Source organism: Streptomyces sp. NPDC059248, assembly GCF_042753905.1.
GTDB lineage: Bacteria > Actinomycetota > Actinomycetes > Streptomycetales > Streptomycetaceae > Streptomyces.
In genome coordinates, this window is record NZ_JBHYZV010000011.1 from 1 (window position 1) to 15,219 (window position 15,219).

Here is a 15,219-nt window from a genome sequence, read left to right on the forward strand (position 1 = left end):
GATCAGGAGAATCCACCCCATGCCGGCGACCACCGCTGACCGCCGTCCGCCCCTCTCCCCGGACACCGTGCCCGGTGCGCTGCGCCTGCGCGCCGCCGCGCACCCCGACGAGATCGCCTATGTCTTCCTGCGCGACGGGGAGGAGCCCGGCGAGACGCTGACCTACCGCGACCTGGACGAGGCGGCGCGCACCCGGGCGGCGTTACTCGGATCCCTCGGGCTGACCGGCCGTAACGCGGTGCTGGCGTTCCCCTCGGGACCCGAGTTCATCCGTACGCTGATGGGCTGTATGTACGCCGGGGTCGTCGGGGCCCCTCTCCAGGTCCCCCACCGGCGCCAGGGCGTCGAACGGCTGCGCCGGGTCGCCGACGACGCCGGCACGACCACCGTCCTCACCACCGCCGAGGTCAAACACGACATGGAGTGGCGCTTCGGCGATCTCCCCGAACTCGCCGGTCTCACCTTCGTGGACACCGAAGCCCTCTCCCCCGCCGCGTCCCCTAACGGCGCCCGGTTCGGGCATCCGGACCCGGACGCGATCGCCCTGCTCCAGTACACCTCCGGCTCCACCGGGAACCCCAAGGGCGTGCTGGTCACGCATGCCAACTTCCGTCACAACGTGGTGGAGACCGACGCCCTGTGGCCCTGCGGCCCCGGTAGCGTCTTCGTCTCCTGGCTGCCGCTCTTCCACGACATGGGCCTGCTGTTCGGTGTGCTCCTCCCGGTGTGGGCGGGCGTCCCGTCGTATCTGATGGCCCCCGAGTCCTTCATCCGGAGGCCCGCCCGCTGGCTGGAGGCGGTGTCCCGGTTCGGCGGCACCCATGCGGCGGCGCCCGGTTTCGCGTACGAGCTGTGCGTCCGCGCCGCGCGGGAGGGCGGCACGACACGGGTGGGCGACCTGTCGTCCTGGCGGGTCGCCGCCAACGGGGCGGAGCCCGTCCGCTGGACGACGATCCGGTCCTTCGCCCGGACGTTCGCCGCCCACGGCTTCGACCCCCGGGCCATGTGCCCGGGGTACGGACTCGCCGAGAACACGCTCAAGGCGACCGGGACCCCGTGGGACCGCGAGCCCGGGGCCCTGTCCCTGTCCGCCGTCGCCCTCGGCGACGGCCGGGTCGAACTGTCGGACGGCGTCGGCGCCGGTGCGGGTGCCGGTGCCGGTGCGGGTGCCCCGGTCACGGTCGTCAGCAGTGGGTCCCCCGCCCCCGGGACGTCGGTACGCATCGTGGACCCGGTGACGCGTGAGCCGTGCCCGCCCGACCGGACCGGGGAGATCTGGATCAGCGGCCCCTGCGTCGCCGCCGGGTACTTCGGCAGGCCCGGACCGACCGAGGAGACCTTCCGCGCCCGGCTGCGGACCGCAGGGCCGGCGGCGCCCGGCGGACGGCCGGAGCCGGACGCCCATCTGCGCACCGGGGATCTGGGCTTCCTGTACGGCGGGGAGCTGTACGTCACCGGGCGGCTCAAGGACGTCATCGTCCACCGGGGCCGCAACCACTATCCGCAGGACATCGAGCTGTCCGCCGAGACGGCCGTCAGCGGCCTCCACCTCAACTGCGCCGCCGCCTTCGCCGTGGACGACGGCGTACGGGAACGGCTGGTGCTGGTCGTCGAGGCGGACGGCAGGGTGCTGAGGGTTCCGGGTGAACAGGCCCTGCGCGAGCGGGTGCGCGCGGCGGTCCACGAGGACCACCGGCTGACGCCGGACCATGTCCTGGTCGTACGGCGCGGGGCGCTGCCCAGGACGTCCAGCGGCAAGGTACGGCGCCGGGAGTGCGCCCGGCGCTACGCGGACGGCACCCTGGACCCCTCATCGGTACCCCGGGACACCGGTACGGCCGATCCCGTACGGGTACCGCGGTGACGGCGCCCACGGCCGGCACCGGCGGCGGACCGGGCGGCGCGCCGGACCCCGGGGCCATCCGCGGAACCGGGCCCGCCACCACCCGGGAACGGCTCGCCGAACTCGCCAGACGCCGGGCCGAACCGGCCGGTCCCTACGACGCCCGGGCGGTGGAACGCCAGCACGCCAAGGGGAAGCTGACCGCCCGCGAACGCGTCGAAGCGCTGCTCGACCCGGGCTCCTTCGTCGAGCTGGACGCACTGGCCCGCCACCGCTGCCACGACTTCGGCATGTACGGCAAGCGTCCGCCCGGCGACGGCGTGATCACCGGTTACGGCACGGTGGACGGCCGCCGTGTCTGTCTGTTCGCCCAGGACTTCACGGTCTTCGGCGGGGCGCTCGGCGAGGTCTTCGGCGAGAAGATCGTGAAGGTCATGGACTTCGCCATCCGTACCGGCAGCCCCGTCATCGGCGTCAACGACTCCGGCGGCGCCCGGATCCAGGAGGGGGTGGCGGCGCTCGCGCTCTACGCGGAGCTGGGCAGACGGCATGTGGCGGCGTCCGGGGTGGTCCCGCAGATCTCCCTGATGGCGGGGCCCTGTGCCGGAGGCGCCGTCTACGCCCCCGCGATGACCGACTTCGTGGTCATGGTCGACCGTATCTCCCATATGTTCGTGACGGGCCCGGACGTGTTGCGCACGGTCACGGGACAGGAGGTCGGCCGGGAGGCCCTGGGCGGCGCCCGCGGCCACAACACCGTCTCGGGCAACGCGCACTATCTGGCGGCCGACGAGCCGGACGCCTTCGAATACGTACGCCAACTGCTGGGTTTCCTTCCTTCGAACAATATGGAGGACCCGCCCGTCTACGCCGTCCCCCCGGGGCTGGACACCGTCACCCCGGCGGATCTGGCCCTGGACTCCCTCGTGCCGGACGACCGTTCGCAGCCGTACGACATGCGGGAAGTGCTGCACACCGTCCTCGACGACGGTGAGCTGCTGGAGATCCAGTCGCTGTTCGCCGGGAACATCATCTGCGGATTCGGGCGCGTCGAAGGCCGCAGTGTGGGGGTCGTGGCCAACCAGCCGGCGGTGAAGGCGGGGGCCCTCGACATCGGGGCGAGCGAGAAGGCGGCGCGCTTCATCCGCACCTGCGACGCCTTCCACGTCCCGATTCTCACCTTCGTGGACGTGCCGGGCTTCGTCCCCGCCCTCGAACAGGAGCGGGCGGGCGTCATCCGCCGCGGTGCGAAGCTGTTCTACGCCTATGCCGAGGCGACGGTCCCCATGGTCACGGTCGTCACCAGGAAGGCGTACGGCGGCGGATACGGCGTCATGGGCTCCAAACACCAGGGGGTCGACATCAATCTGGCCTGGCCGACGGCGGAGATCGCCGTGATGGGCGGCGCCGGCGCGGTGGGCGTGCTGCACCGGCGGGCGCTGGAGGAGGCCGCCGACCCGGTGGCGGAGCACGAACGTCTGCGGGCCGCCTACGACGACGCCCTGTGCAATCCGTACACGGCGGCGGACCGGGGGTTCGTGGACGCCGTGATCATGCCGCACGAGACCCGTGGGCAGCTGGCGCGCGCCTTGCGGGCGCTGGGCGACAAACGGGTGTCACGGCTCCCCCGCAAGCACGGGAACATCCCCCTGTGACGCGGCGGGCCGAGCCCTGGATCCGGGTCCTGTACGGCGAGCCGTCCGCGGAGGAGCTGGTGGCCGCCGTCATCGCGCTGCGGCTCGTGGCGGACGACCGCGCCCGCCGGACCGGGGCGGCGCGGGGGACCCCGGCCCGGCGGCGCGGGGGACCGGCGGACTGGCAGCGGCGCTGCCCGGAGCGGCGCGGGCCGGGAGCCTGGCGGGGCAGCGGCTGGTACTGACGCGCCCCCGCGGTGAGCCGGCCCGTTCGCGGAGTCGTTCTCACACGGCCGGGCGCCGGGCCACCGCCAGGACGTAGCCGGCCTCGGGCAGGGCGGCGATCCCGGGCAGGAGGTCGATCGAGGCGAGGAACTCCACGGCGGCTCCGTCCTCCACCGGGGTGTCGACGGACGCGAGGACGTCGGCGAGCGCGGCATAGGTGGGCCTGACGTGCTCCCCGATGTCCGTGAACTCGGACAACTCCAGTCCGGCGTCGGTGATGGCGGCACGGTACTCGTCGGGCCCGGCGAGCGACGGCGCCCGGAAGAGCTCGCACATGGCACGGACGGACTCCGCGGCCTCGCCCGTCACGGGCCGCCGCAGCAGGAAATCCGCGATGACGAGGCGGCCACCCGGCCGCAGCGTCCGGACGATCTCGGCGAGCGCCCCCCTGCGGTCGGACATATGGGTCAGTGACTCGATCGCCCAGACCCCGTCGAAGGACGCGTCGCCGAACGGCAGCGCCATGGCGTCGGCCACCTGGAATTCGGCCCGGGCCGCCGCCCCCGCCCCGGCGACCCGCGCCCGGGCGAGGGCGATCTCCTGGTGGCTGATCGCCACGCCCGTGACGTGTGCGCCGCGGGCCGCCACGCGCAGGGCGGGCCTCCCCGTGCCGCAGCCCACGTCCAGCAGCCGCTGCCCGGGGGCGATCGCCAGCCGGTCGGCCACCAGGTCGGTGAGCCGGTCCGTGGCCTCCTGGAGGGAGCTCCGGTCGGTCTCGTCGTGCCAGTAGCCGAAATGGACATTGCCTGCGGCGGCCCCGTCCACGATCTCGGCGTTCCGGTCGTACAACTGACCGACGCCGGAAGAGCCTGTTTCGATAGGTCCCCGGGGGTTCTCGGGCATCCGGTTCTCCTTGCCGAGGTGAATTCGAACTTCTGCGCGCCATTCGTGGGGAGTGTGCCAATTGACGGGAAGTGCGAGGCCCCTCGCACGGCAGGCCCTTGAAGAAACCTCTGTGAAGGCGGACTATGGAACGAGGAACGGGATCACGGGAGAATGCCCTGACGCTCGGACATTCCCTTCCCCTTTCGGGGCCATTCACACAAATGACGGCGGACTGGAGTGTCGTATGGCTGGGGAAACACCCGTCACGGTCATCGGGTTGGGCGCGATGGGAACGGCGCTCGCCGAGGCGTTCATCGACTCGGGGCATCCGACGACGGTATGGAACCGCAGCCATCGGAAAGCCGAACAGGTGGTGGCGAAGGGGGCGGAGTTCCGGGCGGATATTCAGGAGGCGGTCGCCGCGAGCCCTTTGGTCGTCACCTGCGTCACGACCTATGACATCACCCGTCGGATTCTGGCACCGGCGGCGGATCACCTGGCCGGCAGAGTGCTGGTCACCCTGAACAGCGGCACGCCTTCCGGAGCCCGCGAGATGGCCGCCTGGGCCGCGGGGCACGAGACGCGCTTCCTCGACGGTGCGGTCATGAGCGTGCCGAGCGCCGTCGGCACCCCGGACACACTCGTGTTCTACAGCGGCGACACCGCCACCTTCCGGACCCACGAGGCGGCGCTGGGCGCTCTGGGCGGCGGCACCGTCCACCTCGCCGCCGAGCCGGACGTCGCGGCGCTGTACGACTCGGCGCTGGGCGGCATCCTGCTGCCGGCCCTCCTCGGATTCCTTCAGGGTGCCGCGATGGTCACCGGCCGGGGCCTCCCGGCCGACACCCTGGTGCCGTACGCCGCGGCCTGGCTGGAGAAGATCGGCGCGATCCTCCCGGCCCTCGCCGAGGAGATCGACACCGGCGACTACACCCGGCCGGGCTCCTCCGTGGGGATCTTCCACGACGGCCTCTCGTCGCTCGTCGACGACGGTGATACGGAGGAGGGCCCGGGTATCGACACCACCTGGCTCGGCCCCGTGCGGGACCTGCTGCGGAGGGCCGTCGCGGACGGACACCGCGACCACAGCGTCTCGGTACTGACCGAGTACCTCCGCAGGCCCGGACGGTCCGTCTGACGGCGCCGGGCGCGGTCGTCGGCACCGTTCCACCGTTCCACCGTTCAGCGTGACCGGGGCTTCAGCACCCGGAGCAGCGTCGCGGGGCGGGCCAGCGCCAGCGGGCTGTTGAGGGCCCCGGCGATCCGGATGAACCGCGCCGCCACCGCGGGGTCCTGCTCGGCGGCGGCCACCACACGACGCAGATACCACAGCGCCACCGCGGTACCCGGGTTCCGTTTTCCCCCGACGCCGGGGAAGAAGGAGTCCGAGAGGGTGGAGAAGCGCCATGATCCGGCCACGGCGCGCGTCGCGTCCCGGAAGAATCCGCGGTGGATGCCGTCGAGACCGCCGCGCAGCCGCCGTTCGAGGATCAGCGCGTAGGCGGCCGAGTACATCACCCCAGTGCCGTAGAGGGGGTTGAGGACCGCCAGGGCGTCGCCCGTCACCAGCAGCCCTTCGGGGAAGCGCGCGATCCGGTCGTACCGGCGGCGGAAGGTCCGGGGCACCTGGAAGGAGTGGACGCCGGTCAGCGGTTTCGCGGACCGGATGACCGCCCAGACGTCGTCGGGGGCCAGCTCCCGCACCTGGTCCATGAACCGCTCGGGGTCCGTACTGGGCCGGTGGTCGCCGTAGCCGTAGACCGTCAGCGTCCACCGCCCGCCCTCCTGGACGGTGAAGTACAGGCCCTGGGGCCGGTCGAGCCGGGGTCCGACCGCGATCGCCCGGTCCGTGGGGAAGACATCCGGCGCACAGCCCACGATCCGGCTGGCGTACGCCAGATCGACCTGGAGGTGTTCCTCCTTCGGCAGCGGGTAGCCCAGGTCCGTCAGCCAGGCGCGGGAGCGTCCCGTGCGGCCGGTCGCGTCGACCACCAGGTCCGCGGTGAGGTCCTCCGTCCCGCCCCCTCCGACCCGGGCGATGGTGACACCCGTGATCCGGTCGGGGGTTTCGGCGATCGGGGCGACGGCCTCCCAGCCGTGCCGAACGGTGAGACGGGGGTGGGCGCGGACCCGCTCGCGGATCCCGTCCTCCAGGAAGGGACGGCTCGCCCAGACGGTCGCCAGATCGCTCTCGGACTGGCGCAACAGGTGGCCGTAGTAGAACAGCCGGTGCTGGCCCAGCATGTCGGCCGGGATCCCGCCGTCCGCGACGTACTGCTCGGCCAGCCCGGGGAAGAGCCGTTCCAGCAGATCGTTGGCCTTGAGGGCGAGAACATGGGGATGCCATCCCTGCGGGACCCCGCGCCGCGGCCCGGTCCCGTCGCCCGTGTCCCGCTCGACGACGGTCACCCGGGTGAAGTGCCGCGCGAGCACATGGGCGGCCATGAGCCCGCTCATTCCCGCGCCCAGCACCACCGCGTGCGTCTCGGTCGCTGTCATCGGCCCTCCACTCCTCGTCGGTCCTCGTCACGGACGGCGCCCGGCCCCGCCGGGACCGGCGGGTCGTACCGTGGCCCCGGCCGGTCCACCCGGCCACCTCAGGCGCGGGTTACGTCTCCGATGCGCAGGGGTCGCAGCAGGAGGGCGCCGGCTCGACGCAGATGGTCACGGTGTCGGTGTTGTCGGCGGGCTCCGGGTCCTTCTCGTGGGCGGTGACGGTCGCTGTGTTGTCGACCGATCCGGCCCTGGTGGCCTTGGCGCGGAGCACGAGCGTCGCCGTGGCGCCCTCGGCCAGGGCGCCGACGGTCCAGCGCCCCGTGTCCCGGTCGTAGCTTCCCGGTGAGGCCTTCGCCGACAGGAGGACGAGGCCCTCGGGGAGGCGGTCGGTGACCGTGACGCCGGTCGCCCGGTTCGGGCCCTTGTTGTGGACCGAGACCCGGTAGGTGACGGTCTGCCCCACGGTGACGGTGGTCGCGTCCGCCGCCTTGGTCACCGACAGATCCGCGGCCGGATCGACCTGGGTGGTCTCCTCGTTGGAGGTGGCGGTCAGCCGTTCGGGCTCCTCCCCCAGCCGGTTCTCGTAGGCGGCGCCGGCCGTGTTGGCGATCCGCTTGCCGCCGGAGGCCCGGTCGACGACGACCCGGTACTCCACGGTCGTCCCGGCCGGGAGCGCGAGGGTGTTGGGCAGGCCGCCGCCCTGTGCGGCGGAGGCGCCGTTGCCCAGGTGGAAGACGACTCTGTCGCCCGCGGCGTCGTAGTACGCCTGGTCGTCGCCCTGACCGTCGGTCTTGACGCCGCTGTTGGGGCCCGTGACGACGCGCAGGGACCCGGGCAGATACGTCGTGCCGTCCGGCACGGTGTCGGTCAGTACGAGGTTCTCCGCCTCACCACCGCCCTCGTTTGTCGCGGTGATCCGGTAGGTGAGGGTGTCGCCCACCTCCACCGGCCCCATCGGCACGGCGGTCTTCCGCAGGACCACGGCGGGCGCGGTCCCGAAGAAGATCCCGTCCAGGAAGTTGCCGATACCCCGGTTGCCGCCCGCGGCGGAGATGGACCGGAAGGCGAAGCGCGTCAGGTTCTGCCCCGCCGGGACGGTGTAGACGCCGGTGTAGCGGCCCCAGGCTGTGTTGCCGTCGGTGAACCGCCGCTGCTCGACCGCGGCGCCCGGGGCGCCGATGTCGAGTGCCATGGTGTCCCTGCCCTGCCGGCCGCGGTGGTAGAGCCGCCAGTACAGCTTGGTCCCGGGTGTGGTGGGCAGGTCCTGGTAGAGCGTGGAGACTTCGTTCGCGTTCAGTTCGGCGAACTGGGCCCCGTCGGCCGACGGAACGCCCTGGAAGCCCGAGTGCCACACCTCGATCATGTGGTCGGAGGCGGTGGTACGCCAGCCCGGCACCCGACCGGGCACCTGGGTCTGCGAGGCGTCCGGCAGAAACGCCATATCGGTGACGACGGGACTTTCGAAGCTGCCGTTGACGAGGGCGACGCGGAGCGGAACGGGAGGTGTGGCCATGGCTCATCCCCTTCGAGTCTGCACTGTCGGGAGGCACCGCCGACGGCGACCACCAGGGGAGCGTCGCGACGGCCCGCGAACAGTGAGGAGCGAAACGCGTCAGCGCCGATACGTAAAGTGACGAAGGGGCGGGTTCGGTCAACCTTGTGCCAAAGGTTTGCCCACCTCCGCGCCGGAGGCCGCACCCGCCTCCGCGGTCCGGGCTCCCCCCGGCCCGCCACCCCTGCCCCACGGGTCGCCTTGTTCGCAGCCGCCGCCCCCGTCCTGGCCGAAAGCCTCCGTCCGGCTTTCCACCCTCACCCCTTCCAAGGGTGAATCGGATACGACCGGGTTGACGCGACCGAGAGGCTCTGCGACGGGTCGGCACGGCGGTTGATAGCGTGATCACCGTGGCGGAGCTGGAAGAACGGGCAGAGCTGGTCCTGACCCCCGGAGAGCGGGCCCGGGGAGACCGGGTCGACAGTGTGATCTTCGGGATGGACTGGACCGGCGAGGAGTACCCCGGCCAACTGGCGGCGTTCGTGGCCGACCGGGTACGGGCCTTCGGTGTCGAGCCGACGGGCGTCGGCACCGATGCCGTCGACCGGGCGGCCGAGGCCGACCCGACGCTCCGCCGCGGCGACGTACCGGTCCGCCGACTCGACCATCTCTCCGGTGTGCTGACGTCGCTGGGCTGCACCCTCATGGTGTGGGACAGCGGCACCGACACCTACGAACTCCTCGTCGCGGTCTCCGGCGGACACGAGCCGACCGGTGTGACACACCAGGGACTCCCGGTACGGGCCTGGGGCTCGGCCCCCGAAACGACCCTGGTCAGCCTGGACTGTCCGGGCTGCTCGGACATGCTGGCCTGGGAGCTGACCGCGGGCGAGATCCTGGCCGGCGAACACTGCGACTGCGGTGCCGCGCTGTTCGACACCGCCGGCCACCCGCTGCCCGGGGTCACCCTCCACGACTGAGCCGCACGGCCGCCCGTGCCCACGGACGACCCCGCGGCCCGGGCAGACGAACAGGACGGCCGGCCTACGGCCGGTGGGCTGGGGCACGGGGCCTGGCGAGGGGCGTTCCCGGCGGTCGGCGCACCGCCGGCCCGGGGAGCGGTTGTCCCGCCGGCGGGACGGGCAAGCCCGGTGGCGGCCCATCGCACCCGGCGCCTCAGCCGTCTTGAACGACGCGCCCGCCGACGCCAGCGTGGGAGGTATTTCCACGACGGCGGAGGCGCTGGGCCGTGTCCGCGGAGTCCCGTCCGGCTCGCGACCCCATCGGGCGGACGGCGCCGCTCCGCGGAACCGGCCCCGGAGCGAGGGGCAGTACATGGGACACACCGGTACGGATACGGATGTGGTGATCGCGGGCGCCGGGCCGACGGGGCTGATGCTCGCCTGCGAACTGCGGCTGGCGGGGGCCGATGTGGTGATCGCCGAGAGGCTCCCCCGGCGGTCGGATGAGACCCGGGCCGGGGGGCTGCACTCCCGCACCCTGGAGGTGCTGGACCAACGGGGAGTCCTGGACCGTTTTCTGGCGGCCGGGGAGCTTCAGCCGGTCGGTCATTTCTCGGGTCTCTATCTGGAGTTCGACCCGTCCGAGTCCCGGCATCCCTATCCGCTGATGATCCTTCAGCCCGCCGTGGAGCGGCTGCTGGCGGAGTGGGCCGTCGAGCTGGGCGTACGGATCCACAGGTCGGCCGAGGTGACGGGAGTCCGCCGGGACGGGGACGGGGTGACGGTCGAGCTTGGCACCGCCGGGACGGCACCGGCCGTGCTGCGCGCCCGCTATCTGGTGGGCTGCGACGGCGGGCGCAGTACGGTACGGAAGCTGGCGGGGATCGACTTCCCCGGCACTCCGGCCACGATGACCGCGCTGATCGGCGATGTCGAACTCCCCGATCTGCCCGAGGAGTACATCTGGGGACGGCGGGTCGCCGCCGGGAACTTCTCCGCGATCGCGTTCGAGCCGGGGTGGCACCGGGTGATCACCTCGGAGTACGACCGGGTCGCGGACGGCCCGGGGCCCGTGACGTTCGAGCAGCTCCGGCAGTCGCTGATCAGGCTCGCGGGCACCGACTACGGGATGCGCGCGCCCCGCTGGATCTCCCGGTTCAACGACGCCGCGCGGCAGGCCGCCCGATACCGGGCGGGCCGGGTCCTGCTCGCGGGCGACGCGGCGCACACCCATTTCCCGGCGGGCGGACAGGGGCTCAACCTGGGGGTGCAGGACGCGGTCAACCTCGGCTGGAAGCTCGGTGCCGTGGTCCGCGGCCGGGCGCCGGAGACTCTGCTGGACAGCTATCACACCGAGCGCCACCCCGTCGCGGAGGCCGTGCTCCACAACACCCGGGCCCAGTCGGCCCTGGGCCGCCCCGGCCCCCAGACGGAGGCGCTGCGCGACGTCTTCGCGTCGATGATGGTCTTCGACGACGTCAACGGGTATCTGCGCACCATGCTCACGGCGCTCGACATCCGCTATCCGGTCGGCGGCGGCCATGTCCTGGCGGGCCGCCGGGTGCCCGACGCCGGGCTCAAGACGCCCGACGGCACCGCCCGGGTGTACGAGTTGCTGGCCGGCGCCCGGGGCGTACTGCTGGATCTTCGGGGCGGTGCCGGGGCGGCGGCGGCCGTCCGGGGCTGGGCCGACCGGATCGACCCGGTCGAGGCGCGGGCCGCGGACGGCGACTGGTCCGTTCCCGGCGTCGGCGCGGTTCCCGCTCCCGCCGCGCTGCTGATCCGTCCCGACGGCCATATCGCCTGGGCCTGTGACGGGGACGGGGACGGCGACGGGATCGGCGGTCCGGCCCTCCTGGCGGCCCTGACCACCTGGTTCGGTCCGGCCCTGCCGGGGTGAGTCGGTGGACGGCCGGTCCCCCGGCCCCCCTCGGGCGGGCCGTCCGCCGAGGCCGGTACACGGGCCCCGCCGGATCCGGTGGGGCCGGGCCGTTCAGGGGGTCGGCGCGGCCCCGTCCGGCACGATCACGGTTCCGGTGCCCTCGTCGCAGAGCAGCTCCGTCAGTACCGCGTGCCGGACCCGTCCGTCGACCACCCGGGCGCTGCCGACCCCGTGGCGTACGGCGTGCAGACAGCCCGTCATCGCCGGCAGCAGTCCGCCGTCCAACTCCGGCAGCAGCGCCTCCAGCTCCCGGGCGGTGAGCCGGCCGGCCGTTCCGTTCCCGGCCGGTCGTGGCCGGTACGGGACCTCCGTGCCGGTGAGTACGGTCAGTGTTCCGGCGCCCAGGGCCGCGGCCAGCGCGGCGGCCGCGAGCCCCGGGTCGAGGGGGTGGGAGCGCCCGGCGCCTCGGGCGACGGCGGAGATCACCGGTATCCGGCCGTCGGCGACGAGCGACCGGACGAGACCGGGGTTCACCCGGACGATCCCGCCGGGTCCGCCGGTGTCCACCGGTCCGCCGCCGCCCAAGGTCCACTGTCCGGCCGTGGTGAAGGTGTCCGCGTCCTCACCGGTGATACCGACGGCGAGCGGTCCGTGGCGGTTGATCAGGCCGACGAGTCCGTGTTGGACGCGCCCGGCGAACACCATCCGTACCGTGTCCGCCGTCTCGGGCGCGGATGCCGCGTTCCGGTCCGTCCTGGCGGTGTACGGCGGGTCCGGCCGGGCGGATTCCCGGCCGGGACGGAGTCCGTCGCCGTGGACGACCACCGGGCGGAGCCCGACGTGCCGCAGCAGGGCGATGTCCCCGGCGAAAGCGGCCCTCGACTCCTCGTCGAGCCCGACGGTCCCGCCCGGCTCGACGACGGCGATCTCACCCCGGTGGCGGACGAGCCGGGGCAGTATCCCGATCAGGGACCGCGCCTTGGTCAGTGCGGCCGAGACGTCCCGTGCTGCGGTAGCGCTCATCGCGCGGTCCCTCCGGTGGACTGTGCGGGAGTGCCTCGGACGGCCCGTGGGCACGGCGGGGCGGATTCATGACTGCCGGGGGCGGACTTCGAAGACCGGCCGAGGCCCCGGCCTACGCCCCGGCCTCCTCAAGGACCTGCTCGGCAGCGTTGTCAAGCGTCGCCAGGACCCATTGCTCGAAGTCGGTCCCGGTCTGCTCGGCGGCCTTGTGCCACCACTGGAGCCGGCTGTCGGGCACCGCGAGCCTGCGGGTCGGCTCGGCCGGCTGCTCCGGGTCCGGTGCCGGATCGCGGGGGGCGTCCTCGCGGGCGAGCCGGATGGCCCCGCGCAGCTGCTTGGTGGTCCACCCCTGCTGCTCGGCCCGGTCCAGCCAGACGTCCTGCTCCTCCACCGGCAGGGGGGCCAGTTCGGCGTGGTGCTGGAAGCTCAGGCCCGCCCGACGCCGGACGACGTCGAACCGCCGGGACACCCAGGCGTAGTTCCGCAGGGTCTGGTACTGGAGTCCGGCCGCGCGGATTCCCCGCTCGTAGCGGTCGCTGTAATGGTCCTTGCCGTACACCAGCCAGTCACCGAGCCACCAGGACGAGGAATTCACGATCCCCGACAGCTGGCGCCCGGCCCGCTCCCATTCCTCGAAGGCGAGCCCGGCGGGTATCTGGAGCCCCACATTGGTCGTGAGTACCCGGCTGCGCCGGGGCTCGCCGGCGATCGCGCGGTTCTGTCCCGGCGCGGGGTGCGGGCTTCTGCGGAACCGGACGGTCTGATCCCCCTCAGGGCCCCCGTTACGGTTGGTCACCATACCTCCAGGCAAATACTCAGCTCTTGGACAGGGGTATGACACATATGGCCACGGAGCTGTGGCGTCGATGGCAGGTCGGAAAGTGGGATCGACCGCCGCCGCGACATCCGGACAATGACCGCTAGCATGTACATGGCATATACACCGAACGCGTCAACCCCTTCCCTCTCGAACCCGCCCATCAGCATTTCCGTCCCGCCCCCGCCGCCCGCGTTCCGACGGGCCACCGAAGCCCTTCCGTAAGCGTCCCGGCGGTACGGTTCGAGCCGACTTCCCGACCGAAGCGGCTCGCTCCGAACACGTATCCGAGTACACCGCGCCAGCTGATGCGGGGCAAGGATCATGGTCATGGCCGTCACTACTTTTCGAGGTTTACGCGGCGGGGTCCCCTGTGCCCGCGGCGGAGGCCCCGCTATCCCGCTCTTCACGGGCGGGCACGGCGGCGGGGGCAGGGTCCCGGCCTCATCGGCGACGTCCTGGACGCGACGGGGCTATGGAGCGACGGCCGGGTTCCGTTTAGCTTCTATCCCCATGGCCACAGCGCGGGAAATCCCGACTTCCCGGTACCGACTCAGACCAACGGGGGCACGGAGTGTCAGATCTTAGCGCTTCCTTAACTGCCTTGTCCGCAACGCTGTTCGGTAGCCTACGAAGGGCCGACCAGCGGAGATGGGCGGAGGCATACCTGCTCGGGCTGCTCGTCACCCAAGGCAAGAAGTCCGTTCGCCGTATGGCCGACACCGTCTCCGCCTCGCCCACGGCCGCCCAGTCGATGCGTCAATTCATCTGCATCAGCCCCTGGGACTGGGGCCCGGTCATGCGGGAACTGACCCGCTGGGCGGAGGGGCACGGTCCGGCGACCGCCTGGACGATCGGCCGCGCGGTGCTGCCCAAGCGGGGCGACCGGTCCGTCGGCGTCCACCGCTACTTCGACCCCTTCTCCGGCCGGACCCTCAACTGCCAGCTCGGCCTCGGCGCCTTCACCTGTATCGGCGGCATCCCGGTGCCCGTCGACTGGCGGCTCCACCTGCCCACGCAGTGGACCGAGGATCCACGACAGCGCCGGAGCGTCCGCATCCCCGACACGGTGCACTACCGCCCGCTGTGGATGCAGGCCCTCGAACTCGTCGACACCCTCGCGGCCCATGACGACGTGACCCCGGCTCCCGTCGTCGCGGATCTGAGCGACAGTCCGGACGCGGGCCTCTTCCTGCGCGCGCTCGGCCGCCGCGGCTACGAGTTCGCCATCGCCGTACCACCGGCCCTGCAGGTCCGGCTCGCCGTCGAGCGCCCCCCTGGCTCGACGGAGTTCGCCACCGCCAGGTCCCTGCTGTCCTCCTGCGGCACCCCCGACGACGTGCGGGTCACCAGGGCCGACGGGCGGCGGGAGCGGATCCGGGTCCAGTCGGCGCTGGTCACTCCCCCGGGCTCGGGGACGACCCGGTTGCCGGAGCGCCCGCACCGCCTCTTCACCGAGCTGCTGCCGGACAACCGGACCGGACCGCTGTGGATGACCAATCTGACCGCCCGGCCCCTGGCCGATGTCGCGTCGCTCACCGAGCTGCGGGCCGCCACCGAGGCCTCGGTCGCCACCATGGCACGCGACTTCGGGCTGCTCGACTTCGAGGGCCGCTCCCTGCCCGGCTGGTACCACCACATGGCACTGGTCTCCGCCGCGCACGCCTATCGGCAGCTCACCCCGCCGCCCGAGATCCAGCACCGGCGCATCTACCACTCCCCGCGACAGTCCCGTACCGCCGCCAGGGCGCCCCGGCAGCGGTCCGGCGCGTCCGCCCCTTAGCGCCCCCGCCCAAGACCCCGCAGGACCCCGCAGGACCCCGCTGGGACCCCGCCGGGACGCCGCCGGGCTCGGGCGCCGGGCTCGGGCGCCGGGGGCCGCGGTACCCCGTGGAGGGGGGGGGGGGGGGGCGGCCGGGGGGCAGCCCCCCCCCCCCCCCCCCCCCCCCCCCCCCCCCCC

The 15,219-nt window shown here is 72.8% G+C and carries 12 protein-coding genes; 7 read left to right on the forward strand and 5 right to left on the reverse strand.

All coding sequences use genetic code 11. The features are described 5' to 3' along the window. From ACFXG1_RS06975 to ACFXG1_RS06985, 3 genes are all read left to right on the forward strand, one after another. A partial coding sequence (locus tag ACFXG1_RS06975; protein ID WP_384741455.1) for a fatty acyl-AMP ligase occupies positions 1-1,864 on the forward strand: 1,864 nt, incomplete at its 5' end. Further along, positions 1,861-3,498, forward strand: coding sequence for an acyl-CoA carboxylase subunit beta (locus tag ACFXG1_RS06980; protein ID WP_384720956.1), 1,638 nt, complete (start codon positions 1,861-1,863; stop codon positions 3,496-3,498). The genes ACFXG1_RS06975 and ACFXG1_RS06980, both read left to right, overlap by 4 nt. Beyond that, entirely contained in the window at positions 3,495-3,722 is a 228-nt protein-coding gene (locus ACFXG1_RS06985) for an acyl-CoA carboxylase epsilon subunit (protein ID WP_384741457.1), read from the forward strand. Before ACFXG1_RS06980 ends, ACFXG1_RS06985 begins: the two co-directional genes overlap by 4 nt. Positions 3,723-3,762: 40 nt before the next feature. On the opposite strand, the gene ACFXG1_RS06990 is transcribed toward ACFXG1_RS06985, so the two are convergent. Then, positions 3,763-4,605, reverse strand: coding sequence for a class I SAM-dependent methyltransferase (locus ACFXG1_RS06990; protein ID WP_384741459.1), 843 nt, complete (start codon positions 4,603-4,605; stop codon positions 3,763-3,765). Positions 4,606-4,831: 226 nt separating this feature from the next. On the opposite strand from ACFXG1_RS06990, the gene ACFXG1_RS06995 reads away from it, so the two are divergent. Further along, positions 4,832-5,725, forward strand: a complete 894-nt coding sequence (locus ACFXG1_RS06995) for an NAD(P)-dependent oxidoreductase (RefSeq protein ID WP_384741461.1) — start codon at positions 4,832-4,834, stop codon at positions 5,723-5,725. A gap of 44 nt (positions 5,726-5,769) precedes the next feature. On the opposite strand, the gene ACFXG1_RS07000 is transcribed toward ACFXG1_RS06995, so the two are convergent. Both ACFXG1_RS07000 and ACFXG1_RS07005 read right to left on the reverse strand, forming a co-directional pair. Further along, complete coding sequence (locus ACFXG1_RS07000) at positions 5,770-7,086, reverse strand: FAD-dependent oxidoreductase (RefSeq protein ID WP_384719752.1); 1,317 nt, start codon at positions 7,084-7,086, stop codon at positions 5,770-5,772. A gap of 109 nt (positions 7,087-7,195) precedes the next feature. Then, complete coding sequence (locus ACFXG1_RS07005; protein ID WP_384741463.1) at positions 7,196-8,596, reverse strand: isopeptide-forming domain-containing fimbrial protein; 1,401 nt, start codon at positions 8,594-8,596, stop codon at positions 7,196-7,198. Between the two features lie 389 nt (positions 8,597-8,985). Between ACFXG1_RS07005 and ACFXG1_RS07010 the strand changes: the two genes are divergently transcribed. Further along, a complete protein-coding gene (locus ACFXG1_RS07010) occupies positions 8,986-9,555 on the forward strand; it encodes a hypothetical protein (RefSeq protein WP_384722590.1) in 570 nt (189 codons plus the stop codon). A gap of 355 nt (positions 9,556-9,910) precedes the next feature. Continuing rightward, on the forward strand, positions 9,911-11,437 hold the full coding sequence (locus ACFXG1_RS07015) for an FAD-dependent monooxygenase (RefSeq protein ID WP_384741466.1): 1,527 nt from the start codon (positions 9,911-9,913) through the stop codon (positions 11,435-11,437). A 93-nt stretch (positions 11,438-11,530) separates the two neighbouring features. Here ACFXG1_RS07015 and argB read toward each other — a convergent pair whose 3' ends face one another. Further along, entirely contained in the window at positions 11,531-12,442 is a 912-nt protein-coding gene (gene argB / locus ACFXG1_RS07020; protein WP_384741468.1) for an acetylglutamate kinase, read from the reverse strand. 112 nt (positions 12,443-12,554) lie between these two features. Beyond that, complete coding sequence (locus ACFXG1_RS07025) at positions 12,555-13,241, reverse strand: LmbU family transcriptional regulator (protein ID WP_384741470.1); 687 nt, start codon at positions 13,239-13,241, stop codon at positions 12,555-12,557. A gap of 592 nt (positions 13,242-13,833) precedes the next feature. Between ACFXG1_RS07025 and ACFXG1_RS07030 the strand changes: the two genes are divergently transcribed. Next, positions 13,834-15,042 carry an IS701 family transposase gene (locus tag ACFXG1_RS07030; protein WP_384741472.1) on the forward strand — a complete coding sequence of 403 codons (1,209 nt, stop codon included), beginning with the start codon at positions 13,834-13,836 and terminating at the stop codon, positions 15,040-15,042. Positions 15,043-15,219: the final 177 nt, after the last annotated feature.

Bases quoted from the DNA above. Each gene is read 5' to 3' on its own strand.
- ACFXG1_RS07025 (WP_384741470.1), bottom strand. From the start codon at position 13,241: ATGGTGACCAACCGTAACGGGGGCCCTGAGGGGGATCAGACCGTCCGG.
- ACFXG1_RS07015 (WP_384741466.1), top strand. From the start codon at position 9,911: ATGGGACACACCGGTACGGATACGGATGTGGTGATCGCGGGCGCCGGG.
- ACFXG1_RS06995 (WP_384741461.1), top strand. From the start codon at position 4,832: ATGGCTGGGGAAACACCCGTCACGGTCATCGGGTTGGGCGCGATGGGA.
- ACFXG1_RS07000 (WP_384719752.1), bottom strand. From the start codon at position 7,086: ATGACAGCGACCGAGACGCACGCGGTGGTGCTGGGCGCGGGAATGAGC.
- ACFXG1_RS06990 (WP_384741459.1), bottom strand. From the start codon at position 4,605: ATGCCCGAGAACCCCCGGGGACCTATCGAAACAGGCTCTTCCGGCGTC.
- ACFXG1_RS07005 (WP_384741463.1), bottom strand. From the start codon at position 8,596: ATGGCCACACCTCCCGTTCCGCTCCGCGTCGCCCTCGTCAACGGCAGC.
- argB (WP_384741468.1), bottom strand. From the start codon at position 12,442: ATGAGCGCTACCGCAGCACGGGACGTCTCGGCCGCACTGACCAAGGCG.